The organism is Sphingomonas sp. BL-S-05, assembly GCF_055521695.1.
In genome coordinates this window covers 3,643,551-3,665,636 of sequence record NZ_CM145499.1, presented here as the reverse complement: position 1 = coordinate 3,665,636, position 22,086 = coordinate 3,643,551, and the positions used below count along the sequence as shown (strand labels likewise).

General features: G+C 67.7%; 21 protein-coding genes, 2 tRNA genes and 1 pseudogene. 16 read left to right on the top strand and 8 right to left on the bottom strand.

The genetic code is table 11. The annotated features are described in order from the left end of the window. Nucleotides 1-79: 79 nt before the first annotated feature. The 4 genes from ACZ1JS_RS17080 (at nucleotide 80) to ACZ1JS_RS17065 (ending at nucleotide 3,974) form a co-directional block, all read left to right on the top strand. Nucleotides 80-1,147 (top strand): class I SAM-dependent methyltransferase, encoded by a 1,068-nt coding sequence (locus tag ACZ1JS_RS17080; RefSeq protein ID WP_465167078.1) that lies wholly within the window; start codon nucleotides 80-82, stop codon nucleotides 1,145-1,147. Continuing rightward, entirely contained in the window at nucleotides 1,144-1,653 is a 510-nt protein-coding gene (locus ACZ1JS_RS17075) for a GNAT family N-acetyltransferase (RefSeq protein ID WP_242119269.1), read from the top strand. Before ACZ1JS_RS17080 ends, ACZ1JS_RS17075 begins: the two co-directional genes overlap by 4 nt. Further along, on the top strand, nucleotides 1,650-2,420 hold the full coding sequence (pgeF, locus tag ACZ1JS_RS17070; RefSeq protein WP_465167077.1) for a peptidoglycan editing factor PgeF: 771 nt from the start codon (nucleotides 1,650-1,652) through the stop codon (nucleotides 2,418-2,420). Before ACZ1JS_RS17075 ends, pgeF begins: the two co-directional genes overlap by 4 nt. Nucleotides 2,421-2,654: 234 nt before the next feature. Continuing rightward, on the top strand, nucleotides 2,655-3,974 hold the full coding sequence (locus tag ACZ1JS_RS17065; protein WP_465167076.1) for a cystathionine gamma-synthase family protein: 1,320 nt from the start codon (nucleotides 2,655-2,657) through the stop codon (nucleotides 3,972-3,974). 144 nt (nucleotides 3,975-4,118) lie between these two features. Here ACZ1JS_RS17065 and ACZ1JS_RS17060 read toward each other — a convergent pair whose 3' ends face one another. Continuing rightward, entirely contained in the window at nucleotides 4,119-4,280 is a 162-nt protein-coding gene (locus ACZ1JS_RS17060; protein WP_465167075.1) for a hypothetical protein, read from the bottom strand. 72 nt (nucleotides 4,281-4,352) lie between these two features. Between ACZ1JS_RS17060 and tgt the strand changes: the two genes are divergently transcribed. The 6 genes from tgt to ACZ1JS_RS17030 all read left to right on the top strand — a co-directional run bounded on the left by tgt (nucleotide 4,353) and on the right by ACZ1JS_RS17030 (nucleotide 11,611). Further along, the gene (gene tgt / locus ACZ1JS_RS17055; protein WP_465168729.1) at nucleotides 4,353-5,486 is read left to right on the top strand and encodes a tRNA guanosine(34) transglycosylase Tgt; all 1,134 of its coding nucleotides are present in this window, start codon (nucleotides 4,353-4,355) and stop codon (nucleotides 5,484-5,486) included. Between the two features lie 21 nt (nucleotides 5,487-5,507). Continuing rightward, on the top strand, nucleotides 5,508-5,708 hold the full coding sequence (locus ACZ1JS_RS17050) for a hypothetical protein (RefSeq protein ID WP_465167074.1): 201 nt from the start codon (nucleotides 5,508-5,510) through the stop codon (nucleotides 5,706-5,708). Between the two features lie 118 nt (nucleotides 5,709-5,826). Beyond that, nucleotides 5,827-8,658 carry a M16 family metallopeptidase gene (locus ACZ1JS_RS17045; protein WP_465167073.1) on the top strand — a complete coding sequence of 944 codons (2,832 nt, stop codon included), beginning with the start codon at nucleotides 5,827-5,829 and terminating at the stop codon, nucleotides 8,656-8,658. A gap of 236 nt (nucleotides 8,659-8,894) precedes the next feature. Next, nucleotides 8,895-9,818, top strand: a complete 924-nt coding sequence (locus tag ACZ1JS_RS17040; protein ID WP_465167072.1) for a cell wall hydrolase — start codon at nucleotides 8,895-8,897, stop codon at nucleotides 9,816-9,818. 55 nt (nucleotides 9,819-9,873) lie between these two features. Beyond that, nucleotides 9,874-10,827 carry a glutathione synthase gene (gshB, locus tag ACZ1JS_RS17035; protein WP_465167071.1) on the top strand — a complete coding sequence of 318 codons (954 nt, stop codon included), beginning with the start codon at nucleotides 9,874-9,876 and terminating at the stop codon, nucleotides 10,825-10,827. A 178-nt stretch (nucleotides 10,828-11,005) separates the two neighbouring features. Next, nucleotides 11,006-11,611: a DedA family protein gene (locus ACZ1JS_RS17030; RefSeq protein WP_242119234.1), complete on the top strand. Its 606-nt coding sequence runs from the start codon at nucleotides 11,006-11,008 to the stop codon at nucleotides 11,609-11,611. 65 nt (nucleotides 11,612-11,676) lie between these two features. On the opposite strand, the gene ACZ1JS_RS17025 is transcribed toward ACZ1JS_RS17030, so the two are convergent. The 4 genes and pseudogenes from ACZ1JS_RS17025 to hisS all read right to left on the bottom strand — a co-directional run bounded on the left by ACZ1JS_RS17025 (nucleotide 11,677) and on the right by hisS (nucleotide 16,285). Beyond that, nucleotides 11,677-12,567 (bottom strand): DUF4167 domain-containing protein, encoded by an 891-nt coding sequence (locus ACZ1JS_RS17025; protein WP_465168728.1) that lies wholly within the window; start codon nucleotides 12,565-12,567, stop codon nucleotides 11,677-11,679. Between the two features lie 244 nt (nucleotides 12,568-12,811). Then, complete coding sequence (prmC, locus tag ACZ1JS_RS17020; protein WP_465167070.1) at nucleotides 12,812-13,630, bottom strand: peptide chain release factor N(5)-glutamine methyltransferase; 819 nt, start codon at nucleotides 13,628-13,630, stop codon at nucleotides 12,812-12,814. A gap of 240 nt (nucleotides 13,631-13,870) precedes the next feature. Then, nucleotides 13,871-14,941, bottom strand: coding sequence for a peptide chain release factor 1 (gene prfA / locus ACZ1JS_RS17015; RefSeq protein ID WP_242119228.1), 1,071 nt, complete (start codon nucleotides 14,939-14,941; stop codon nucleotides 13,871-13,873). After that, a pseudogene (gene hisS, locus ACZ1JS_RS17010) lies at nucleotides 14,938-16,285 on the bottom strand (histidine--tRNA ligase). The gene prfA and the pseudogene hisS overlap by 4 nt, the downstream one beginning before the upstream one ends. A 162-nt stretch (nucleotides 16,286-16,447) precedes the next feature. On the opposite strand from hisS, the gene ACZ1JS_RS17005 reads away from it, so the two are divergent. Continuing rightward, a tRNA-Gly gene (locus ACZ1JS_RS17005) sits at nucleotides 16,448-16,521 on the top strand. Between the two features lie 5 nt (nucleotides 16,522-16,526). On the opposite strand, the gene ACZ1JS_RS17000 is transcribed toward ACZ1JS_RS17005, so the two are convergent. Together ACZ1JS_RS17000 and ACZ1JS_RS16995 are read right to left on the bottom strand one after the other, a co-directional pair. Continuing rightward, nucleotides 16,527-16,880 (bottom strand): YnfA family protein, encoded by a 354-nt coding sequence (locus ACZ1JS_RS17000; protein ID WP_465167069.1) that lies wholly within the window; start codon nucleotides 16,878-16,880, stop codon nucleotides 16,527-16,529. Between the two features lie 11 nt (nucleotides 16,881-16,891). Beyond that, nucleotides 16,892-16,978 (bottom strand) — tRNA-Tyr (locus ACZ1JS_RS16995). Between the two features lie 137 nt (nucleotides 16,979-17,115). Here ACZ1JS_RS16995 and ACZ1JS_RS16990 point away from each other — a divergent pair. Further along, on the top strand, nucleotides 17,116-18,711 hold the full coding sequence (locus ACZ1JS_RS16990; protein ID WP_465167068.1) for a M20/M25/M40 family metallo-hydrolase: 1,596 nt from the start codon (nucleotides 17,116-17,118) through the stop codon (nucleotides 18,709-18,711). A gap of 1 nt (nucleotide 18,712) precedes the next feature. Continuing rightward, nucleotides 18,713-19,465: a 23S rRNA (guanosine(2251)-2'-O)-methyltransferase RlmB gene (rlmB, locus tag ACZ1JS_RS16985; protein WP_465167067.1), complete on the top strand. Its 753-nt coding sequence runs from the start codon at nucleotides 18,713-18,715 to the stop codon at nucleotides 19,463-19,465. A 271-nt stretch (nucleotides 19,466-19,736) separates the two neighbouring features. Here the strand turns inward: rlmB and ACZ1JS_RS16980 are convergent, their stop codons facing one another. Continuing rightward, nucleotides 19,737-20,054, bottom strand: a complete 318-nt coding sequence (locus ACZ1JS_RS16980) for a 2Fe-2S iron-sulfur cluster-binding protein (protein ID WP_465167066.1) — start codon at nucleotides 20,052-20,054, stop codon at nucleotides 19,737-19,739. Nucleotides 20,055-20,113: 59 nt separating this feature from the next. Between ACZ1JS_RS16980 and ACZ1JS_RS16975 the strand changes: the two genes are divergently transcribed. The 3 genes from ACZ1JS_RS16975 (at nucleotide 20,114) to ACZ1JS_RS16965 (ending at nucleotide 21,986) form a co-directional block, all read left to right on the top strand. Next, entirely contained in the window at nucleotides 20,114-20,758 is a 645-nt protein-coding gene (locus tag ACZ1JS_RS16975; RefSeq protein ID WP_465167065.1) for a DNA-3-methyladenine glycosylase family protein, read from the top strand. Between the two features lie 408 nt (nucleotides 20,759-21,166). Next, nucleotides 21,167-21,526, top strand: a complete 360-nt coding sequence (locus ACZ1JS_RS16970) for a hypothetical protein (RefSeq protein WP_465167064.1) — start codon at nucleotides 21,167-21,169, stop codon at nucleotides 21,524-21,526. Between the two features lie 52 nt (nucleotides 21,527-21,578). Beyond that, a complete protein-coding gene (locus tag ACZ1JS_RS16965) occupies nucleotides 21,579-21,986 on the top strand; it encodes a hypothetical protein (RefSeq protein ID WP_465167063.1) in 408 nt (135 codons plus the stop codon). Nucleotides 21,987-22,086 lie beyond the last annotated feature (100 nt).

Sequence of the window (22,086 nt, the reverse complement as noted above, 5' to 3'; positions counted from 1 at the left end):
CGTCGGCGTTTGCGGCATTGCCCCTCCACCACGCCCTGCAGGCGCGGTCCCCCTCCCCGCACTGCGGGGAGGATTTGGCGTGACCGAACCCGTCGTTACCGCAGCCGATCCCGCCCTCCCCGAACGGCTCGCCCGTGCGATCACGCTGGCCGGGCCGATCAGCCTCGCCCAGTTCATGGGCGCGGCCAATGCGCATTATTACGCGACGCGCGACCCGCTGGGCGCGAATGGCGATTTCACCACCGCGCCCGAAATCAGCCAGATGTTCGGCGAGCTGATCGGCCTGTCGCTGGCCGACCAATGGGATCGCGCGGGCCGTCCGGCGGCGCGCTATGTCGAATTCGGTCCCGGTCGCGGGACGCTTGCCGCCGATGCGTTGCGCGCCATGGCATCGGCCGGCTGCATCCCCAGCGTTCATTTCGTCGAAACCTCGCCCACGCTGCGCGCCGAACAGGCGAAACGCGTGCCGCAGGCCGAATGGGCGATGGACAGTGTCGGACTGCCCGAGGATGGCCCGCTGCTGGTCGTCGCCAACGAATTCTTCGATGCGCTGCCGATCCGGCAACTGGTGAAGACGGCGGAGGGCTGGCGCGAACGGCTGGTCGCGTGTCAGGATACGCTGTTCCTGCCGATCGTGGGACAGCGCGGCTTCGACCCGATCATTCCGCCGCACCTGCGCGACGCGCCGGTCGGGTCGGTCCTCGAAACCGCGCCCGCATCGGTCGCCATCCTGCGCCAGCTTGCCAAGCGGCTCGTCGCGCAGGGCGGCTGCGCGATCGTCATCGACTATGGCTATAGCGGCCCGGCGGTTGGGGATACGTTGCAGGCGGTGCGGGGGCATGGCTTCGTCAACCCGTACGACCAGCCGGGCGAACAGGATCTGACCGCGCATGTCGATTTCGCGACGCTCGCCGAAGCCGCACGGGCCGAGGATGCCGTCGCCTACGGCCCGGTCGAACAGGGCGCGCTGCTGAAGGCGCTCGGCATCGACGCGCGGGTACAGGCGCTGTCGGCCAAGTCGCCGGACCGGGCGGAGGGACTGCGCGCCGATCGCGACCGGTTGGTGGAAGACGATCAGATGGGCAGCCTGTTCAAGGCGATCGCGATCACCAGCCCCGGCTGGCCGGTCCCGGCGGGGTTCGCATGACCCCGGTGCTGCGCCGCGCGACGATCGCCGATGCCGCGCTGCTGGCGAGGATCGGGGCGGAAACCTTTACCGAGACGTTCGGCCATCTCTACGACCCCGCCGATCTCGCCGCCTTTCTGACCAACCACACGCCCGACAAGTGGACGGCCGAACTGGACGATCCGCGCTATCACGTCGTGCTGGCGCTGGCGGGGGAGGACGCCGCCGGCTATGCCAAGCTCGGCCCGCCCTCGCTGCCGTTCACGCCGCAGGGTAAGCCGATCGAACTGCGCCAATTCTATGTGTGCCGGCCGTGGCAGGGCAGCGGCCTGGCCGCGCGGATGATGGAGCATATGCTGGAACAGGCGCGCGCGACCGGCGCGGACGAATGCTATCTGTCGGTGTTCGTCGACAATCATCGCGCCCGGCGATTCTATCAACGCTATGGTTTCGAACGGGTCGGTACCTATGACTTCATGGTCGGCAATCATCGGGATGTGGATGACGTGATGCGGGTAGCCCTTTGAGCGGGGTCGAGGTGATCCGCGCCGCCGCGCTGGACGGCGTGGCGCATGGCTTTCTCGGGCGGCGAGGCGGCGTGTCGCACGGAGTCGTCGCCGGGCTGAACGTCGGCCTGGGATCGGCCGACGATCCGGCGGCGGTGGCGGAGAACCGCGCGCGTGCCGTGGCGGCGGTGCTGCCGGGCGCGGCGCTGTGCGGGCTGTACCAGACACATTCGGCATCGGTCGTCCGCGTGCTGACCGCCTTTCCCGACGCCGACCGGCCGCAGGGCGACGCGATGGTCACCGAACGGACCGACATATTGCTCGGCATCGTCACCGCCGATTGCGCGCCGGTGCTGCTTGCCGACCGCGACGCCGGGGTGGTCGGCGCGGCACATGCCGGGTGGAAGGGGGCGCTGGCCGGCATCACCGACGCGACCATCGCGCAGATGGAAAAGCTGGGCGCCCGCGCCGACCGCATCGCCGCCGCGATCGGCCCGTGCATCGCGCGGGCGAGCTATGAAGTCGATATGGGGTTCGTCGAACGCTTCTGTGCGACCGATCCGGCCAATGAACGCTTCTTTGCCGAAAACCGTCCCGGCCATGCCCGGTTCGACCTCGAAGCCTATGTCGTCCATCGGCTGGCGACGGCGGGCGTGCGCCGGATCGAGGCGCTGGGACAGGACACCTATGCGCAGGAAGACCGCTTCTTCAGCTTCCGCCGGGCGACGCATCGCGGCGAACCGGATTATGGGCGGCAATTGTCGGTGATTGGAATCGCCCGGGACTGATCCACCGCTTCAACCGTCACCCCAGCGAAGGCTGGGGTCTCGCCGCCAATAGCACGACCATAGCTTTCCATTTCCGTCACCCCAGCGCAGGCTGGGGTCTCCTGGTGGCCGGGCGCAACGCCGGAACCGCGAGAGACCCCAGCCTGCGCTGGGGTGACGTTCGTGATCGATCGGCCCATTTGGTTTCTACCGTAACTATCGCTACCCTCTCCGAAAAAGCAGGAGAGATTCGCAATGTCCGACGAAACCGAAGCCGATCTGACCGGCGTGCCGCCGCGCCGCCGTCCGAAACCGCCGGTCGACACGGTCGGCGGGCGGCGGCTGAAGCCGGCGACGCTGATGATGGGCCATGGCTATGATCCGGTGCTGTCCGAAGGATCGCTGAAACCGCCGATCTTCGCGACCTCGACCTATGTCTTTCCCAACGCCGCCGCGGGCAAGCGCCATTTCGAGGGCGTGACCGGCAAGCGTCCCGGCGGGGCCGAAGGGCTGGTCTATTCGCGCTTCAACGGTCCGAACCAGGAAATCCTCGAGGATCGGCTGGGCGTGTGGGAAGCGGCGGAGGACGCGCTGGTCTTTTCCAGCGGCATGTCGGCGATCGCGACGCTGTTCCTGTCGATGGTTCAGCCGGGCGACACGATCGTCCATTCCGGCCCGCTCTATGCCGCGACCGAGACGCTGATCGGCCGCGTGCTCGGGCGCTTCGGGGTGAATTATCTCGACTTTCCGGCGGGCGCGACGCAGGACGAGATCGAGGCCGTGCTGCGCAAGGCGACAGGCCGCGTGCCGCTGATCTATCTCGAAAGCCCGGCCAACCCGACCAACGCACTGGTCGATATCGAAGCGGTGGCGGCGGCGCGCGATGCGGTGTTCGGCGAGCATGCCGAAAAACCGCCGATCGCGATCGATAACACGTTCCTGGGGCCGCTCTGGCAGCAACCGCTCCAACACGGTGCCGACCTCGTCGTCTATTCGCTCACCAAATATGCGGGCGGACACAGCGACTTGGTCGCCGGCGGCGTGCTGGGATCGAAGGCACACATCAACACCATCCGCTCCATGCGCAACACCATCGGCACCATCTGCGACCCCAATACCGCGTGGATGCTGTTGCGGTCGCTGGAGACGCTCGAACTGCGGATGAGCCGGGCGGGTGAGAACGCCGCGAAGGTCTGCGCCTTCCTGCGCGATCATCCGAAGGTCGAGCGGGTCGGCTATCTCGGCTTCCTGAAGGACGCCAAGGGAATGGAGCGCCAGGCAGACATCTATCACCGCCATTGCACCGGCGGCGGGTCGACCTTCTCGCTCTATCTGAAGGGCGGCGAGCGCGAGGCGTTCGCGTTCCTCGACGCGCTGACCATCGCCAAGCTGGCGGTCAGCCTCGGCGGTACCGAGACGCTGGCGAGCCATCCGGCGGGGATGACGCATCTGTCGGTGCCCGACGCCCGCAAGGCGGCGTTGGGGATCACCGACAATCTGGTGCGCATCTCGATCGGGGTCGAGGATGCCGACGATCTGATCGCCGATTTCGAGCGGGCGCTGGCGGCGATCTAAACCAAAGATCCTCCCTACCATGTGGGGAGGGGGACCAGCCGCAGGCTGGTGGAGGGGCGTTGCCACAGGCATAGCGCTCGCGGCCTTGCCCCTCCACCACTCGCTGACGCGAGCGGTCCCCCTCCCCGCAGGGCGGGGAGGATCTTACCCGCCGTCGATGCCTTCGATCACCTTCCCCGTGCCGCCGCAATTCTGGCACTCGCCGCCTTCGATCATACCCTTGCCGCCACAGCGGGGGCAGATGTCCTCGCCGGTGCCGGGCGTGCCGGGGGCGGCGTCGTCGCCGGGATTGAGCGGTTCGGGCATGGCGTCTCTCCTATCGCGAAGCCGCAACAACGGTCGACAGCGCGGGTAAGGTCCGGCATGACGCGACCCCTTATGCCGCCCCGTTTCGCCTTTACCGTCACCGCCACCTCCGGCCGCGCCCGGACCGGGACCATTGCCATGCAGCGTGGCGAGATTCGCACCCCCGCCTTCATGCCGGTCGGCACCGCCGCCACGGTCAAGGCGGTCAAGCCGCAGGACGTGCGCGCCGCCGGTGCCGATATCCTGCTCGGCAATACCTATCACCTGATGCTGCGGCCGAGCGCCGAGCGGGTCGCGCGGCTGGGCGGGTTGCACGCCTTCATGGGGTGGGACCGCCCGATCCTGACCGACAGCGGCGGCTATCAGGTGATGAGCCTGTCCGAACTGACCAAGCGGTCCGAGGACGGCGTCGAGTTCAAGAGCCATCTCGACGGCACCCGCCATCTGATGAGCCCCGAACGGTCGATGGAAATCCAACGGCTGCTGGGCAGCGACATCGTCATGGCGTTCGACGAACTGGTGCCGACGACCTCGACCCGCGACGTGCAGGCGCGGGCGATGGAGCGGTCGATGCGCTGGGCGCGCCGCAGCCGGGCGGGCTTCGATTCGGGCGAGGATCATGCGTCGCGCGCCGCGCTGTTCGGCATCCAGCAGGGTGCGCTCGACGAAAAGTTGCGGAAAGCTTCCGCCGATGCGCTGATCGATATCGGCTTCGACGGCTATGCGGTCGGCGGTCTTGCGGTCGGAGAGGGGCAGGAGGCGATGTTCGGCGTGCTCGATTATGCGCCGCAGCAGTTGCCGGTCGACAAGCCCCGCTATCTGATGGGTGTCGGCAAGCCCGACGATATCGTCGGTGCGGTCGAACGCGGCATCGACATGTTCGATTGCGTGCTGCCGACCCGGTCGGGCCGCACCGGACAGGCGTTCACCCGCTCGGGGCCGATCAACATCCGCAACGCCAAGTTCGCCGAGGATCTGGGGCCGCTCGACCCCGACTGCGCCTGCCCGACCTGCGGCAGTTTCAGCCGCGCCTATCTCCACCATCTGGTCCGCGCGGGGGAAATCCTCGGCGCGATGCTGATGACCGAGCATAATCTCTATTTCTATCAGGCGCTGATGGCCGATCTGCGCGCCGCCATCGCCAGCGACACGCTGACCGTTTTTGCCGACGATTTCCGGGCACGCTACCGCGCCGAGAAACGTTAGAGCCATAAGAGGGAGAGGAACATGACCGAGAAGACCGAACTGAACGAGGTCGCCGCGGCCGCCAAGGAAGCCAAGCGTGTCGCCGACGCGGCTGCCGACACGAAGCAGCCTTCCAAGGGGCAGCCATGGCCGCTGGTGCCGATCGGCGTGGGTATCGGCATCGGATCGGCCGCGCTGGCCGCCGCGCTGCTCTATGCCAATGCAGGGCGCAAGAAGGGCTGAACCGGCGGTCGCAGAGTCACGCCGGCCAGTCCGGTGTGACGCTGGTAACCGATGATACGTTGACACCTGCCGTTCGGGCGGCCCACACCTCCGGCACCAATCCTGCCGGAGTTTCACGATGCGTCTCGGCCTTGCGCTGCTGCTTTCGACCGCCCTGTTCGCCCCCGCCCAGGCGCAACAGCGCCCCGCCGCCGCTGCCCGAGCGACAGTCCCGCCGATCGCCTATACCGAACGCACCCTGCCCAACGGCCTGCGCGTCTATGCCATTCGCGACACGTCGAGCGCGAACGTGTCGGTACAGGTCTGGTACGATGTCGGGTCGAAGGACGATCCCGCCGGGCGGTCGGGGTTCGCGCACATGTTCGAGCATCTGATGTTCAAGGCGACGCGCAACCTGGTCCCCGAACAGCTCGACCGGCTGACCGAGGATGTCGGCGGATACAACAACGCGTCGACGGCAGACGATTACACCAATTATTACGAGGTGGTGCCGGCCAACCACCTGCAACGGCTGTTGTTCGCCGAGGCCGACCGGATGGCGACCTTGGTCGTCGATCCCAAGACCTTCGCTTCGGAACGCGAGGTGGTGAAGGAGGAATTGCGCAGTCGCATCCTCGCCCAGCCCTATGGCAAGCTGTTCGGCCTGTACGCGCCGATGGTGTCCTATAGCCGCCATCCCTATGCCCGGCCGGGCATCGGGTCGATCGCCGATCTGGATGCGGCGACGATCGACGATATCCGCGCCTTCCACGCGACCTATTACCGGCCCGACAATGCGGTGCTGGTGGTCGCGGGCAATTTCGATCCCGCACAGTTGAACCGCTGGGTCGACCAGTATTTCGGACCCATCGCCAAGCCCGGCCGGCCGATCCCGCGCGTGACCACCGACGAACCCGTCCGCCAGCAACCGGTGACGAAGACGGTGTACGAGGCGAACACGCCGTTGCCTGCCGTCCTGATCAGCTATCCGCTGCCGCCCGCCAACCATCCCGATCAGGCGGCGCTCGAGGTACTCGACGCCATCCTGGCGAGCGGCGACAATTCGCGCCTGCACCAGTCGCTGGTCTATCGCGACCAGATCGCACAGGACGTCGGCGTGCAGCTCGACGCCAAGCAGGGGCCGGGCACGCTGTCGCTCTACGCCATCCTTGCCGGCGGCAAGTCGGTGGCGGAGGGCGAGGCGGCGCTGAAGCGCGAGGTCGCCCGCCTGATCGCGACCCCACCCACGTCCGCCGAACTGGCCGAGGCCAAGAACGAGATCACCACCGCCGAACTGCTGTCGCGCGAAACGGCGGAGGGGAAAGCGTCCGCACTGGCGCAGGGCGTGATCGTCGAGCGCGACCCGAAGGCCGCCGACAAGGGCCTCGCCGCGATCGGTCGCGTCACCGCCGCCGATGTCCAGCGCGTCGCCCGCACCTGGCTGGCGGCCAACCGCGCCGCGACGATCCGCTATCTGCCCGATACCGCCAAGCCGGCGAACGCGACCAGCGACACGATCGCCATCGCCGACAGCGTCGTCACCGCGCCGCTGGCGGTGCCGCCGGGCATCGCCATCCACACGCCCGCGCCCGAGGGGCAGCGCATCCTGCCCCCCGCCCCCGCCGCGCCGGTGCAGGTCGCGATTCCCGTGCCGGTCGAACGCCGCCTGCCCAACGGCATGCGCGTCGTCGTGGTCGAGAAGCGCGGGCTCCCCGTCGTGACCGCCGCGCTGGTCGGCGGCGGCGGTGCGGTCGCCGATCCGCAAGGACGCGCGGGCGTCGGCGAACTGACTGCCGGATTGTTGACGCAGGGGACGAAGACCCGGTCGGCGACCGAGATCGCGCGCGCGGTCGAATCGCTCGGCGGCAGCATCGGCAGCGGTGCCGGCTGGGATTCGCAGAGCGTGACGCTGACCGTCGGGTCGGCACAGGCGGCGCCCGCGCTCGCCATCCTTGCCGATGTCGCGCGCAACCCCGCCTTTGCGCAGGAAGAGATCGACCGGCTGCGCACCCGGACCATCGACGGCGTGTCGGTGGCGCTGACCGATCCGGGGCAGTTGGCGGGCCTCGTCGCCGATCGCGCGGTGTTCGGCGCGTCGCCCTATGGTCATCCGGCAACCGGCACGCCGGCTTCGCTGAAGGCGATCACGCGCGACGACGTGGTGTCCGCCTATCGTCGCGCATGGCAACCGGACGAGGCGACGCTGATCCTGGTCGGCGATCTGACCGCCGATGCCGGAACGGCGCTGGCCACGCGCCTGTTCGGCGACTGGGCGGCCGATCGGGGCACGGCCCCTCCTCCCCCGCCGGTCTATGCCGCGTCCCAACCGCGCGTGATCGTCGTCGACATGCCGGGTGCCGGACAGGCGGGCGTGGTCGTCGCGCGTCCCGGCATCGCCCGCGACGACAAGGATTATTTCCCCGCCGCCGTCGCCAATGCGACGCTGGGCGTCGGCTTCTCCTCGCGGCTCAACCAGGAAATCCGCATCAAGCGCGGGCTGGCCTATGGCGCACGTTCCGAGCTCGATGCCCGTCGCGCGGACGGGCTGATCGGCGCGTCGACCCAGACCAAGAACCCGTCGGCCCCCGAGGTCGTCAAGATCATCACCGACGAATTCCGCCGACTGGGCAGCGAACCGGCACCGGAAGCCGAACTGGCGACGCGCAAGGCGGTGCTGACCGGCAATTTCGGCCGCACGATCGAACGGACCAGCGGCATTGCCGGCACCATCGCCACCTATGTCGCCGATGGCGTCCCGCTCGCCCGGATCGCGACCTTCCTCCCCTCGGTCGAAGCGGTCGGGCCGGCGGCGGTCCAGTCGGTCGCGGCGCGGGTAATGGACCCCAAGGCGGCGAGCATCGTCGTGGTCGGCGACGCCAAGCAGTTCCTCGAACCGCTGCGCGCGGCGTATCCGGGGCTGGTGGTGATCCCGGCGGCATCGGTCGATCTGGGGAGCGCGGATCTGCGATAACCAAATCCTCCCCGCTCCGCGGGGAGGGGACTGCCTCACGCCTGTCCAGTTCGGATTTCACCAAATCCTCCCCGGCACGGGGAGGGGGACCGCCGCGTAGCGGTGGTGGAGGGGGATTGCCGCAAGTGGAACGCCCTTGGCCACCCCCCTCCACCAGCCTGCGGCTGGTCCCCCTCCCCGTGCCGGGGAGGATTTGTTCACGAAGCGGGCGGATATTTAGGGTAGAGCGCTCGGCCATGGCCAGCCTTGTTCGGAACCGGTGGATCGCAGGCGGCAGCGCGCTGCTGCTTGCCGGTACCGTGGCGGTGCAGTTCCAACCCCACGAACCGCAACCGGCACCCCCGCCGGCCCGCTTCGGCTATGAAGCCGACGACCATTTCCCCGGCGCGGCGCTCCTGCTGCTCGACGCCCCCGTCCGCCGGGGCGAGACCGGCACGACCGCCCTGCCCCCGCCGGCTGTCCCGAACGACACTACCGACACCTCGATCCGCGCCGCCCAACCCTTCGTCCTGCGCGGCACCCAGCTCGATCGTGCCCGCGCGCTGCAATGCCTGACCAGCGCGGTCTATTACGAAGCCGGCAACGAACCCGATGCCGGGCAGCGCGCGGTGGCGCAGGTCGTGCTCAACCGGGTGCGGCATCCCGCCTTTCCGGCGACGGTGTGCGGCGTAGTGTTTCAGGGGTCCGATCATCCGCGCTGCCAGTTCAGTTTCGCCTGCGACGGCGCGATGGCGCGGACGCCGGCACCTGCGGTCTGGCTGCGCGCCCGGCGGGTCGCGGCGCGCGCCTTGACCGGCGAAGTGTTCGCACCGGTCGGGCTGGCGACGCATTACCATACCTATGCGGTCACGCCGTCGTGGAACCGGGGGCTGGTGATGACCGGAGTGTTCGGCGCGCATTTCTTCCACCGGTGGAAGGGGTGGTGGGGCACCCCCGCCGCGTTTCGCGACCGCTATATGGGTGGCGAGCCACTGCCCGGGGCGTTGCAGCCCCCGGCGCTACCCGCCGCCGCCATGCCGAGCGTGACGATACCGATCGCAGCGCCACCCCCGCCCGCGCCCGCCACCATGGCGACACCCGCGGCACCTGCGGCACCGGCGCTGCCGGCCGACTCGCAGATCCTCGATCGCTGGAAGGATTCGGGCCAGCCGCTACGCTGACGTGACATTCGCGGCACCCGCGCCTACCTGAACCGCGAACCACCGGAGATACCCTATGTCGCTGACCGTCGCCGTCCAGATGGACCCCATATCGGGCATCAACATCGCGGGCGATTCGACCTTCGCGCTGATGCTGTCGGCGCAGGCGCGTGGCCACCGGCTGTTCCATTACGCGCCCGAGGACCTGAACCAGTCGGGCGACCGGGTGTGGACGCGGGCCCATCCGGTGACGGTGCAGCGGGTGGTCGGCGATCACTTCACGCTCGGCGATCCGGTGTCGCTCGATCTGGGCGAGCAGGCCGATGTCGTGCTGATGCGACAGGACCCGCCCTTCGACCTCGGCTATATCACCGCGACGCATCTGCTCGAACGGATCAGCGACCGGACGCTGGTGGTCAACGATCCGGCATCGGTGCGCAACGCGCCCGAGAAGCTGTTCGTGCTCGACTATCAGCGCTTCATGCCGCCGACGCTCATCACCCGATCGGTCGACGAGGCGCGTGCGTTCCTCGCCGAGCATGGTTCGATCGTGGTCAAGCCGCTGCACGGCAATGGCGGCAAGGCGATCTTCAAGATCGACAGCGATGCGCAGAATCTGTCGTCGCTGATCGAGGTGTTCAACACCGCCTATCGCGAGCCGCATATGGTCCAGGCGTTTCTGCCGGCGGTGGCGCAGGGCGACAAGCGGATCGTGCTGGTCGATGGCGCGGTCGCGGGCGCGGTCAATCGCCTGCCGGGTGCGGGGGAAATCCGCTCCAACCTCGCGGTCGGCGGCACTGCGGCCAAGACCGAACTGACCGAGCGCGAGCGCGAGATCTGCGCTGCGCTGGGGCCGGAATTGAAGCGTCGCGGACTGATCTTCGTCGGAATCGACGTGATCGGCGGCGAATGGCTGACCGAGATCAACGTCACCTCCCCCACCGGCATCGTCGCGATCGAGAAGTTCGACGGCACCGACGTCGCGGGCATGATCTGGGACGCGATCGAGGCACGGGTGGCGGCGAAGTAGCCACACGTTCCCCGTTAACAAGCGTCACCCCAGCGCAGGCTGGGGTCTCTTGCGGCTCCTGTCGCGCGCCATCACCGCGAGACCCCAGCCTGCGCTGGGGTGACGTAGGTGGCGGGAAGCGGCGGCGGGCACGTACCCCCAACGGCACGAAAGCCGGCGCCGCACGTTCCGCACTCCCATGACGACCTTCATCCTCGATGCCATCGCGCGTGGCGGTTATCTCGGCATCTTCCTGCTGATGGCGCTGGAAAATGTCGTTCCGCCGATCCCGTCGGAGGTCATCATGGGCCTGGGCGGGATGGCGGTGGCGCGCGGCGACATGGCGATGGTGCCGCTACTGCTCTGGGGTACGGCGGGCACCACCGCCGGCAATTATTTCTGGTACGCGATCGGGCGGCGCTTCGGCTATCACGGGCTGAAGCCGTTCGTCGATCGCTGGGGCCGGTGGCTGACGGTCGAGTGGGAGGATGTCGAGAAGCTCCACCGCTTCTTCCGCAAACATGGCGGCAAGACGGTGTTCGTATTCCGCTTCATGCCGACCTTTCGCACGATGATCTCGCTGCCCGCCGGCATGGCGTGCATGCCGCGCTGGCGCTTCTTCCTCGCGACCTTCACCGGCAGCATCGTGTGGAACGCGGTGCTGGCCTATGCCGGATTGTGGCTGGGATCGAATTTCGAACAGCTCGACCATTATGTCGGCCCGGTCGCGATCGGCATGTCGGTCGCGATCGTGCTGTTCTATCTCTACCGCGTCGTGACCTGGAAACCACGCGCACAGCGTTGAGGCCGACACGAAAAACGCCCCGGTTTGACCCGGGGCGTTTTCGTTTTCAGCGATCCTGCATCCGATCAGGCAGCCGGCGGTACGGCTTCTTCCTCGGTACGGACGCGGCGACGGCGACGCGGACGCTCGGCGGTATCGTCGCCGGCCGACAGCGCCGGCGGCAGCCGATCGGCTTCGATCGACGGTGCCGCTTCCTCGACCGGCGCGGGCGCTGCTTCGACGCGCGCGCGCGGGGTGCGGCGGCGAACCGGCTTGGCCTCGGCCGCTTCGGCGGCGACCGGTGCTGGAGCGGGCGCAGGCGCCGCTACCGGAGCAGCCTCGACCTGTTGGGTGCCGACTTCGCCTTCGACGCCGCGCTGTTCGCCAAGATCGGCGGCAGGCTGCTGCATCCGGCCACTGTCACGACGCAGCCGCTCGCGGGGCTGACGCTCTTCACGCGGCTGACGCTCCTCGCGCGGCGCGCGGTCTTCGCGGGCCTGACGCTCTTCGCGCGGGGCGCGATCGTCGCGCTGGCCGCGGTCTTCGCGCGGCTGGCGATCGTCACGGGCATAGCGGTCCTCGCGCTGGCCACGCGGCTGGCGGTCGTCGCGATTGCCGCGATCGTCGCGCTGGTTGCCGCGATCATTGCCGGTCTCGTTCTCGTCGAGATCGAAATCCTCGTCCTCCGCACCGTCGAACTCGTCGCGGGCGCGACGCTGTTCCTCGACGCGCGAGCGGCCGGCTTCGAGCACGCGGAAATAATGGTCGGCGAACTGGAGATAATATTCGGTGTTCACCCGGTCGCCGGCGCGTTGGGCGTCGGCGGCGAGGTTCTTATACTTCTCCAGCAACTGCGCGGCGTTGCCGCGGGCGCGATTGTCGATGCGATTGCCGTTGTCGCGCGGGTTGCCGCCGCCGCTTCCCGGCTGACGCTGGCCACCGCGACCGCGACGGCGGCCGGCCTGACGATTGTTCATCAAGGGTTGGTTGTCCTGTCCTTACCTGTCCGTCGATCTACCGATCCCGGATGCGAGCAAATCCGCAAGGCGATGCATGGGCACCGTCCGCCTGCCATGACCACCGGACGACAGTGGTACACATGACGATGGAAGGAGCCACGCCCCGCAATCAACGACCTGGTCGATGGTGCCTGCCCCAAGCCGGTCTTAGCGGCTGCGCACGGCTTATCCAAGGGAAAATATGTGTCCGATCCGGTGCATTTCAACCGGCAATCACACAACGCGCCCGCCCGCCCAGATCGCGCACCAGCCGTGCGGGCAAATCGGCCGCGCGGACCAGCGCCATGACCGCGTCGCCCTGTTCATGGCCGATCTCGATCGCGGCGATCCCGCCGGGGGCAATCAGGCGCGGCAGGTCGGGGATGATCCGCCGGTAATCGTCGAGCCCATCGACCCCGGCGAACAGCGCCGCTGCGGGCTCGTGGCCGACCACCTCCTGTGGCAGCACCTCCGCCGTCCCGATATAGGGCGGGTTGGCGAGGATCAGGTCGAAGCGTTCGTCGATGCCGGCGGTCCAGTCGCCGGTGCGCAGGACGGCACGATCCGACAGCCCAAGGGCGGCGGCGTTGCGGCGGGCATAATCGAGCGCCGTTTCCGACGCATCGATGCCCAGCCCGCTCGCCCCCGGCCATTCGGCGAGCGCCGCCAGCAACAGCGTGCCGGGTCCGGTGCCGAGGTCGAGGATCCGTGCGGGCGCACCGCCGGCGAAATGCGCGACCGCCGCCTCGAGCAGCGTCTCGCTGTCGGCGCGCGGCACCAGCACGCCCGGGCCGACCATGAGCTCGATCGTCCAGAAGGCGCGGGCGCCGGTGATATAGGCGACCGGTTCATGGGTCAGGCGGCGTTCGACCAGCGTGTCGAACCCTGCCGGGACCGGATCGTCGAGCCGGGCGAGCAGCATCGCCTCGCGCGTGCAGCCCAGCGCGTGGGCGGCGAGCAGTTCGGCGTCGAGACGGGGGGAGTCGGAGACAGCGGCGATGCGGGCCGTTGCTTCGGTCAGCGCTCGGCGCAGCGTGATCATGGGTTCACGCGAAGGCGCGAAGACGCGAAGAGAAGAAGAGGGATTTCGCGCAGAGGCGCAGAGGCGCAGAGAAGGTGTGCTCCGAGCAATCTTCCGCGCCGAACGGCGCTTTCCGACTGGATTGCGAGGACGGTTGAGAGGGATCGCTGCGCGATCAGCCTTCGCAACCTCTCTGCGCCTCTGCGCCTCTGCGCGAAATCAATCCTTCTTCGCGTCTTCGCGCCTTCGCGTGAACCAAATTCAAGCATCCAGCGTCGCCAAGCGCTCCGCTTCGTCCTGTGCGATCAGCGCGCCGATCAGTTCCTCCATCTCGCCTTCGAGAATTTCGGGCAGGCGATGCAGCGTCAGGTTGATGCGGTGGTCGGTCACCCGTCCCTGCGGAAAATTGTAGGTGCGGATACGTTCCGACCGGTCGCCCGATCCGACCATCGACCGGCGCGTCCCCGCACGTTCGTCGGCCAGCCGCTGGCGCTCCGCCTCGTACAAGCGGGTGCGCAGGACCTTCAGCGCCTTGGCCTTGTTCTTGTGCTGCGACTTTTCGTCCTGCTGGATCACGACCAAGCCGGTCGGCAAGTGGGTGATGCGCACCGCCGAATCGGTGGTGTTGACCGACTGGCCGCCCGGCCCCGACGAGCGATAGACGTCGATGCGCAGGTCCTTGTCATCGATCTGCACGTCGACATCCTCCGCTTCGGGCAGGACGGCGACGGTGGCGGCGCTGGTGTGGATTCGCCCGCCGCTTTCGGTCGCGGGCACGCGCTGGACGCGGTGGACGCCGGACTCGAATTTGAGGCGCGCGAAGACGCCCGCCCCGGTGACGCTGGCAACGACTTCCTTGTACCCGCCCGCATCCGACACCGACGCCGAGATCAGCTCGACCCGCCAGCCGCGATTGTCGGCATAGCGTTGATACATGCGGAACAGGTCTCCCGCGAACAGCGCGGCCTCGTCGCCGCCGGTGCCGGCGCGAATTTCGAGCATCGCCGCACGTTCGTCGGCGGCGTCGCGCGGCAGTAGCGCCAGCGCCAGCGCGCGTTCGGCGGCATCGAGCTGCTGGCGGTTGGCGTGGAGTTCCTCCACCGCCATCGCGCGCAGATCGTCATCGGCGTCCTGCGTCATATAGGCGAGGCTCTCGCTCTCGGCGCGCAGCCGCCGCACCTCGCCCGCCGCCTGTGCGACGGGTTCGAGTTCGGCATATTCCTTCGACACCGCGACGAAACGGTCGCCCGGCAGATCGCCGGTCGCCATCTGCGCCGCCAGTTCGTCGCGCCGCGCCTCGATCTGGGCGATGCGTTCGGGGGCGATGGTCATTCGCTATCCGATACCTGCCAGAGCCCTTCGCGCCATTCGCCGATCATTTCGTCCAACACCGATTCGCCGTCGACTTCCCCATCGGTCAGTCCCGATGAATAAAGCGTGGCGGCATGCAGGAATGCGTCACGATCCTCGGCGGACAAATCGATCTGACGACCGGTGGCAAGCAACTTGACCGTCACCGCCCCGTCGGCCCCGACCAGCGCAACCATCGATGCGCCCTGCGTATCGGCCTTGGCCATGCGGCGCTTCAGGTTGCCGCGATACGCCATGTCGGCAACCGCGCCCGCGCCCCGCAACTCCTGCAGCAACGCCATGGCTGGCGTGTCTGCTCCGGCCTCTCGCGGGATAACGCAGACGGCGGCGCGCGGTGCTTCCGGCTCCTCCAGCAGCATCGCCAGCCGCTCGATCCCGGCGGCCCAGCCGACACCCGGCGTGGCGGGGCCACCAAGGCTTTCGATCAGCCCGTCATAGCGCCCGCCGGCCAGCACCGTGCCCTGCGCGCCCAGCCGATCGGTGACGAATTCGAACGCCGTGTGGCGGTAATAGTCGAGGCCGCGCACCAGCCGGTCGTTACGGGTCCACTTCACCCCCGCCGCGTCGAGACCACCGGTCACCGCCGCGAAGAAATCCGCCGCTTCCGTCGTCAGATACCCGTCGATCCCCGGCGCCGAGTTCGGCGATCGGGCGATCACGCGGATCCTTCGAATCGAGGATACGCATCGGGTTCTTGTCGAGCCGCTTCAAGCTGTCTTCCGACAGGTCGCCGCGATGCGCCTCGAAATGCTCGACCAGCGCGGTGCGCCATGCATCGCGCGTCGCGGCGTCGCCGAGCGTATTGAGCTGCAGCGTCACGCCGTCGGCGATGCCCAGTTCGTGGAGCAGCTGATCGGCCATCGCCAGCAATTCGACATCGGCCATCGGCTCGGCCGCGCCGATGACTTCGGCATCGATCTGGTGGAACTGGCGATAGCGGCCCTTTTGCGGGCGTTCGTAGCGGAAGACCGGACCGTGGGTCGCGAGCTTCAAGGGCGCATATTGCTGCCACCCCTCGGTCAGGTACGCGCGGGCGATGCCGGCGGTGAATTCGGGGCGCAGCGTCAGCGAATCGCCGCCGCGATCCTCGAACGAATACATTTCCTTCGACACGACGTCGGTCGTCTCGCCCAGCGAACGCGCGAATACTGCGGTCGATTCGAAGACCGGCACCTCGACCCGCGAAAAACAGTAAAGGCGGCGGACGCGTTCGAACGTTTCGGCGACATGGGTAAAGCGCCGCTCGAAATCGCCGAATATGTCCTGTGTGCCCCGGACGGGGCGTGGGGTCGTGATCTTGGCCATTGGGCGGCGGTATTTATGGCCTCCGCCGTCCGAACGCCAGCGATTAGCGCGAGGGTACGGCGTTCGATCCTGTCCGGTTCGGCGCAGATGCCGCGAACGCGCACCATTGACCATGTCCGCCCGACTGTGGCAGGGGCAGTGCCTCCACGCCGCAGCGTGCGGGCGGGTATAGCACAATGGTAGTGCAGCAGCCTTCCAAGCTGAATACACGGGTTCGATTCCCGTTACCCGCTCCAATCCCCTATCGCGGACCGAACAGGATCACGGCGCAGCCGCCGACGCACAGCGCGGCCCCGATCAGGTCGAACCGGTCGGGCACCAGCCCTTCGACCGCCCAGCCCCATAGCACCGCGCTCAGCACATAGATGCCGCCATAGGCCGCATAGGCGCGCCCAGCCCCGGCGGCGTCGCTCTGTGCGAGTACCCATGCGAAGGCCGCCAACGCGGCGAGGCCGGGCAGCAGCCACCATGGCGACCGGTCGAGGCGCCACCATGCCCAAAAGGCGAAACAACCACCGATTTCGAGCAGCGCGGCGATGGCGAAGAGGATGGGGGTCGGGATCGTCTTGCTTCCCGCGAAACACCGCCGCGCCAAAGCGCGGGCGGTGGTGGACAGGGCTGGATTCGAACCAGCGTACGGGAAACCCGGGCAGATTTACAGTCTGCTGCCTTTAACCACTCGGCCACCTGTCCAGCCGCCGCTTGGACGGGCTGGCCGTCCGAGCGAGCGCGCCCATTGCCGTCCCCGGGCGGCGCTGTCAACGCCTTGCGCCACTTTGTCGGGCAACTTAGCGTCGTCGGCACATATTTTTCGACGCGAGGACCCCGAATTGCGCGCAATCCTGCTGGCCACCACCCTGATCGCCGCACCGCTGGCGGCGCAAAGCGTCGATCGCGACGCCGTCAACCGGATCATCGACGAAGGCACCAGCCATACGCAGGTGATGCCGATCGCCCAGCATCTGACCGACGTGATCGGTCCGCGCCTGCCCAATTCGCCGGCGATGCGCGACGCCGAGCGCTGGACCGAGGCCAAGTTCCGCGAATGGGGACTGAGCGCCGGCAAGGAAGGATTCGAGTTCGGTCGCGGCTGGACGATCGAGCGCTCCAGCGTCCGCATGGTCACGCCCCGGCCGATCCAGCTGACCGCGATCCCGATCGCGTGGACGCCGGGCACCAATGGCCGCATCACAGCGCCGGTGATCGTGGCGCCGATCGCCGAGGAGGCGGACTTCGCCGACTGGCGCGGCAAGCTGTCGGGCAAGGTGGTGATGGTATCGCGGCCGGGCGAGGGATCGGAACCGGGCGAGGCACCGTTCCGCCGCCTGACCGGCGAGGATCTGGCCAAGGCCGATAGCTGGAAGGAACCGGTGTACGATCCGGCCGATACCGACCGCCGGGCGAAGCGGCTCGACTTCTCCCGCAAGCTCGATGCGTTTCTGAAGGCCGAGGGTGCGGTGGCGATGGCGACCATGTCGTCGCGCGACGGCAAGTTGCTGCACGGATCGGGCTATCTGTTCACGCGCGCGGTCGCGCCCGCCGTGCCGGGGATCGAAATCGCGGCGGAGGATTATCGCCGGCTCGCGCGGCTGTCGGTCAGCGGGGCGGCGCCGACGATCGAGATCGACAGCCAGGTCCGCTTCGACGACAGCGATGCGACCGCCTACAATATTATCGCCGACCTGCCCGGCACCGATCCCAAGGCGGGCTATGTCATGGCCGGCGCGCATTTCGACAGCTGGGTCGCGGGCGACGGTGCCGCCGACAATGCATCGGGCACCGCGGTGGTGATGGAGGCGGCGCGCATCCTGTCGGCGCTGAAGGTCCGGCCGAAGCGGACGATCCGCTTCGCGCTGTGGAATGCCGAGGAACAGGGGCTGCTCGGCAGTCTCGCCTATGTCGAGCGGCACATCGCGACGCGGCCCGAACCGGCGGGCGGCAAGGATGGTGGCCTCGCGCGCTTCTATGGCTGGACCAACCGCTTCCCGATCACGAAGAAGCCCGGCTATGACGCGATGACTGCGTATTTCAACATCGACAATGGCTCGGGCAAGATTCGCGGGATCAATGCCGAGAACAATATCGCCGCGGTGCCGAGCTTACGCGAATGGCTCAGCCCCTTCGCATCGATGGGTGCGACCACCGTCGCCAACCGGCGGACGGGATCGACCGATCACTATTTCTTCCAGTCGGTCGGGCTGCAGGGCTATCAGTTCATCCAGGACCCGCTCGACTATGGCAGCCGCTTGCACCATAGCAGCATCGATACCTTCGATCACCTCAAAGGCCCCGACATGCGGCAGAACGCGATCATCCTCGCGTCGCTGCTGCTGAGCGCGGCCAATGCCGAACGGCCGCTGCCGCGTCCGCCCCTGCCCACCCAGCCGGTCGCCACCGACCCCTACGCTACCCCTGAGAAAGACTGACATGGCCCGCAAAGGACATCGCCCCAGCAAGGCTTCGCCGCAGCGTCCGCGCTTCTGGGGCCGGCATGCCGCCTTCGCCGCGCTCGACAATCCCGAGCGGGTGATCCGCAAGATCTGGTGCACGCGCGAAATGGGGTCGCAGCTGGTCCTGCCCGAGGGCGTGCCGGTGGTGTTTGCCGAGGCCGCCGACCTCGCCCGCTTTGTTCCGCCCGATGCGCCGCACCAGGGAATCGTGGTCGAGGCCGATCCGCTGGAGGATATCTGGCTGGCCGACCTGATCGAACAGGGACGCGACGACGACCGGCCGATCCTGCTGCTCGATCAGGTCACCGACCCGCATAATGTCGGTGCGATCCTGCGCTCGGCAGCGGCGTTCGACGCGCTGGGGATCGTGACGCAGGACCGCCATGCCCCGCCCGAATCGGGCGTGGTGGCGCGCTCCGCGTCGGGTGCGCTGGAGAGCGTACCGTGGGTGCGGGTGGTGAACCTGTCGCGGGCGCTGGTCGAACTGGGCGAGGCCGGTTACTGGCGCGTCGGGCTGACGGGGCATACCGACACGACGCTGGCGCAGGCGCTGGGCCCGAAGCGCGTCGCGCTGGTGCTGGGCGCCGAGGGCGAGGGCATGCGGCAGAATACCGAGGCGCATTGCGACATCCTCGCCAAGCTGCCGATTTCGGACCGGGTGGAGAGTCTGAACGTGTCGAATGCCGCGGCGATCGCCTTGTATGCGGTGGCGACGGCGCAGGCGGGCTGACGAATTAGCAGGGCTAATTCGCACCCCGCCTAGCCCGGCCGGCGGGGCAGCGCCCCGTCCGACGACATGGGCTTTGCCCATGGCGGGCTTTGGTTCGGGGCGACAGGGTTCTCGACGGACGCTTCTCGACTTCGCTCGAAGCTGCTCGAACTGAACGGGGGAGTTGGCATACGGACGCCCGTCATGGGCAAAGCCCATGACGTCGGTCGGGCCGATGGCCCGCTGGCCGGGCGGGGCATGACGCGATTGCGGCGATCGCTGGTCTTCGCCTCTAGTCTTCGTCCGCTATGGTCACGGTGAGCCCATCCAGCCCCGCCTCGAACGGCACCTGACACGAAAGCCGCGACGTATCCCGCCGGTCGTCGACCGCATCGAGCAGATCGTTCTCGTCCTCGCTCATCGGCGGCAGGCGGTCGAGGAACGCCGGGTCGACATAGACATGGCAGGTCGCGCACGAACAGCAGCCGCCGCACAGCGCGAGCAGTTCGTCGAAGCCATTGACCTTGAGCACTTCCATGACCGACAGCCCGGCCTCGCCGTCCACGGTTCGTTCTTCCCCGGCGCGGGTGACGACGGTAAGCTTGGGCATCGTGCATTCTCCTGTCGCCGCCCCATGCCGGGACGGCCGAAGCTTTTCAAGGACCGGTCATGGGGCTTTCCGCCGAACAATTGCGCAGCTCGCTCGACGCGCTCGCGCGGATCGAGCCGGCGTTCGGGGCGGCGCTGGCCTATGCCGGCTATCCCGAACCGCGCATCCGCGAGCGGGGCTATGCGACGCTGTTCAGGACCATCGTCGGGCAGCAGGTGAGCTACAAGGCGGCCGATGCGGTGTGGCGGAAGCTGGAGGCGACGCTGGGCGATGCGACCGATCCGGCGCGGATCGCGGCGACCAGCGACGAGGCGTTGCGCGCCGCCGGGCTGTCGCGGCAGAAGACCGGCTATGCCCGCAGCCTTGCCGACGAAGTGCTGAGCGGGCGGCTCGACCTCGCCAACCTGCCCGCCGACGATGAGGAAGCGATCGCGCAGCTGGTGCGGATCAAGGGGATCGGGCGGTGGTCGGCCGAAATCTATCTGCTGTTCGCCGAAGGACGGACCGATGTCTGGCCGGCGGGCGACTTGGCGGTGCAGGTCGAGATCGGGCGGATATTGGGCCTGCCCGAGCGGCCGAGCGAAAAGGCGATCCGCGAACTGGCCGAGAAATGGCGCCCGCATCGCAGCGCCGCGACGGTATTCGCATGGCATCATTACATGTTCGACCCGGCGACGCAGGCGGCCAAGAATAGTGCGATCTAGGCGCGGCGCCTGAGGTTCAGCAAGGCTGCACCGAGGCTTCAAGCCGCACCCGGTCGGCGGTGCGAGCAACCCCGATTTCGCCCGCGGCGGACCACTGAAAACAAAGCGAAAATACGCATAAGTTCACAAAGTTCACGCTCGCCGCGTTGTGCGCGCTTCGCCTGACGTTACCGCGATCGAGCAGCACATGCGGTTATCAAGGAGCGGCGGCAAATATGACAGGGTGGGCGGCTGTAGGACAGCGGTTCCGGTTTGCCCTCGAACGTTGCGATCTCCGGTCAACCTCACCCTTCGGCAACTGCGCCGCTCCCTCCCTCTCGCGCCGGGAGAGGGAAAAGACGCCGGTGTTAGGCTATGGGCAAGACCGGATTTCGGTTTTAGTTTGCCGCCGATTTTCGGGGAACTGCCATGCGTCGGATGTTGCTGCTCGCCATCGTCTGTGCCGCGCCGCTTACCGCTGCCGAGCCGGCCAACCCGCTGGCCGGGCGCTGGGTCGTCGATCTGTCGACCGATCCGGCCAAGCCGTATCGCAAGACCATGGAGTTACAGCTGGCGGCCGATGGATCGGTCACCGGCAGCTTCTATGACAGCATGATCGAAGGCGGGCGGTGGAAGACCGATCGGGGACGGACCTGCGTCAGTTTTCGGACGAGCGATGGCGTCGGGCCATATCACAGCAGCGCGTGCCTGCGCGGCGCGGTAGTCGAAGGACAGACCTGGGCCGAGCATCGCAGGTTCCTGTTCAACTGGAATGCGACGCGGGGGTAGCTGCGATCTATCCTTGGCATCCAACAGATTTTGGCATGTACAGGACTATAGCGTGCAACAATTCGTGTCGAGGCGACGGGAATCCTTTATCGGCATGGTCCTGTCCGCAGGAAGCACAGTACTTCTCGCCGGTCTCTTCCTCCATTTGCTGGCGGCGTCCGGAAGCCATGTCACTTTGGCGATGACGGTATTCATGTTTGCGGCGATGGCGTACGCGACGATCGATTTCGCCATCCGTTTTGCCAGACCCACTAGAATTGGACTTGAGGAACGGGGTTTGGTCGTCGAAACGCCGTTCGGCACCCGATATTTCGAGCGAGGCCGGATCGTTCGCGTTGCGGGGATCGGCAGCCTGCTCCTGTTCGTCAAGCAGCCGGACGGGACGGAAATGGCCCTGTCGATAGGCCATTGGCCGAAGGAACTGCGTCCGGCGCTCGAAGCCTATGCTGCGAAGGGATAGGAGCAGCGCTGGCCGATCCGCGACAGGATTCGTGGTTTAGCAGGACCATAGGGTCGGGGGTAGCGACCGGCAGTAGGCGCAGCAGGAGCCCCGCGGTGAC

Bases quoted from the DNA above. Each gene is read 5' to 3' on its own strand.
- ACZ1JS_RS17045 (WP_465167073.1), top strand. From the start codon at position 5,827: ATGCGTCTCGGCCTTGCGCTGCTGCTTTCGACCGCCCTGTTCGCCCCC.
- ACZ1JS_RS17030 (WP_242119234.1), top strand. From the start codon at position 11,006: ATGACGACCTTCATCCTCGATGCCATCGCGCGTGGCGGTTATCTCGGC.
- ACZ1JS_RS17060 (WP_465167075.1), bottom strand. From the start codon at position 4,280: ATGCCCGAACCGCTCAATCCCGGCGACGACGCCGCCCCCGGCACGCCC.
- ACZ1JS_RS16970 (WP_465167064.1), top strand. From the start codon at position 21,167: ATGCGTCGGATGTTGCTGCTCGCCATCGTCTGTGCCGCGCCGCTTACC.
- ACZ1JS_RS17050 (WP_465167074.1), top strand. From the start codon at position 5,508: ATGACCGAGAAGACCGAACTGAACGAGGTCGCCGCGGCCGCCAAGGAA.
- prfA (WP_242119228.1), bottom strand. From the start codon at position 14,941: ATGACCATCGCCCCCGAACGCATCGCCCAGATCGAGGCGCGGCGCGAC.
- ACZ1JS_RS17025 (WP_465168728.1), bottom strand. From the start codon at position 12,567: ATGAACAATCGTCAGGCCGGCCGCCGTCGCGGTCGCGGTGGCCAGCGT.
- ACZ1JS_RS17075 (WP_242119269.1), top strand. From the start codon at position 1,144: ATGACCCCGGTGCTGCGCCGCGCGACGATCGCCGATGCCGCGCTGCTG.
- tgt (WP_465168729.1), top strand. From the start codon at position 4,353: ATGCCGCCCCGTTTCGCCTTTACCGTCACCGCCACCTCCGGCCGCGCC.
- ACZ1JS_RS16980 (WP_465167066.1), bottom strand. From the start codon at position 20,054: ATGCCCAAGCTTACCGTCGTCACCCGCGCCGGGGAAGAACGAACCGTG.
- ACZ1JS_RS16975 (WP_465167065.1), top strand. From the start codon at position 20,114: ATGGGGCTTTCCGCCGAACAATTGCGCAGCTCGCTCGACGCGCTCGCG.
- prmC (WP_465167070.1), bottom strand. From the start codon at position 13,630: ATGATCACGCTGCGCCGAGCGCTGACCGAAGCAACGGCCCGCATCGCC.
- rlmB (WP_465167067.1), top strand. From the start codon at position 18,713: ATGGCCCGCAAAGGACATCGCCCCAGCAAGGCTTCGCCGCAGCGTCCG.
- gshB (WP_465167071.1), top strand. From the start codon at position 9,874: ATGTCGCTGACCGTCGCCGTCCAGATGGACCCCATATCGGGCATCAAC.
- ACZ1JS_RS17040 (WP_465167072.1), top strand. From the start codon at position 8,895: ATGGCCAGCCTTGTTCGGAACCGGTGGATCGCAGGCGGCAGCGCGCTG.
- ACZ1JS_RS17065 (WP_465167076.1), top strand. From the start codon at position 2,655: ATGTCCGACGAAACCGAAGCCGATCTGACCGGCGTGCCGCCGCGCCGC.